General features: G+C 56.8%; 1 protein-coding gene. It reads left to right on the top strand.

From position 1 onward, the window contains the following. Positions 1-117: 117 nt before the first annotated feature. A partial coding sequence (locus tag PHP98_12185; GenBank protein MDD5484387.1) for a hypothetical protein occupies positions 118-1,343 on the top strand: 1,226 nt, incomplete at its 3' end.

Here is a 1,343-nt window from a genome sequence, read left to right as displayed (position 1 = left end):
CTTGTCCGGCAAATAGGGGAACGGCTTGGCCGCGAGGTCGTTGCCGGGCCGGCGGAAGCGGCGGCGGCCGGCAGCCTGATGTTGCAACGCGAGGTTTTAAATTCACAATGAATTGTTATGCTTGAAACGATCTTGCATCATTATCGCAGCCAATACCTAGCCTTGCGTTCCGCCCTGCCCTGGCTGGACGCCGGTTATTGCCATGATGAAAAGCCGGCCTTTTCCGATTTTACCATGCCGGCTGGCCATGCGGCTGTTAAAAGCGCGGTTTTGATGCCCGATTCAATAGAAACAATCCAGGCGGCGCGGACTGAATCCGAAATATACCTCTGGCGCTGGCGGCCTTCAAAGAGCGGCCCCTTGGCCGCGCTTGAACCGTTGATAAGCAGGCTTTGCGAGCGCAAACTGCCCCTGGTTGTCCGGCAGACCGATCTGACTTTCCACGAATTGGAGCAATTTGCTCTGTCGCATCCGCGGCTAACGGTCATCCTTGAATCCGGCCCGCGCAAACTGCTTTACCACATGCACCGCGTGGAAGCAAAAATGCTCAAGTGCGCCAACCTGTATCTCGCGACTTATAATTTCTGCAACTGGCTGGGGCTTGAGCGTTTCAAGACCAAAGGACTTTTTTCGCGGCTGCTTTTCAGTTCGCATGCGCCGCGTTTCAGCCCGGACGCCGCCATGGGGCCGATTGTCATGGGCGATTTTTCATGGGAAGAAAAATGCGCCCTGGCCGGCAATAATCTTCGCAGATTGTTCGGACTGCCGCCCGAAATTCCTCCGGCCGGAACATGGCAACGCGGGGAACCGTTCATTGTGGACGCGCACGCCCACAACGTCATGCCCGGCAACAGAAATCTTTTCGGCTTTCCGACGCCGGATGAGGATTTTTCCGCGGCGGACTGGATTGCCGCCATGGATCAAACGGGGATTGCGCGGTTGTTTTTGATCCCGAATAACGCCCTGGTTGATAAAAACACCAGCGCAAGGGAGTGCGTAACGGCCTTGTTGGAATATGCGCCGAAGCGGATCAGGTATATGAGCATTTTCCATCCCTCCATGAATGAATCGCAATGCGCAAGGGTCGCCGGCGAGTTGGCCGAGCCGTCCTGTGTCGGGCTGAAAATTCATCCGGCGTTTCATAAGCTGGAGGCCGACCATCCGGATTACGCAAGGGCCTTTTCGCTGGCCGGCCGGTCCGGAAAACCGCTCGTTACCCATAGCTGGGAAATTTCGGACTATAATCCCGCCCAGCAGTTTGCCCATCCGGACAGGTTCAGGAGACATTTGGCCGATCATCCGGAGGCGACATTGGTGCTGGGACATGCCGGCGGCCGGCCTTC

This window comes from Kiritimatiellia bacterium (assembly GCA_028715905.1).
Classification (GTDB): domain Bacteria; phylum Verrucomicrobiota; class Kiritimatiellia; order JAAZAB01; family JAAZAB01; genus JAQUQV01.
This window is presented reverse-complemented; position numbering and strand designations above follow the sequence as displayed.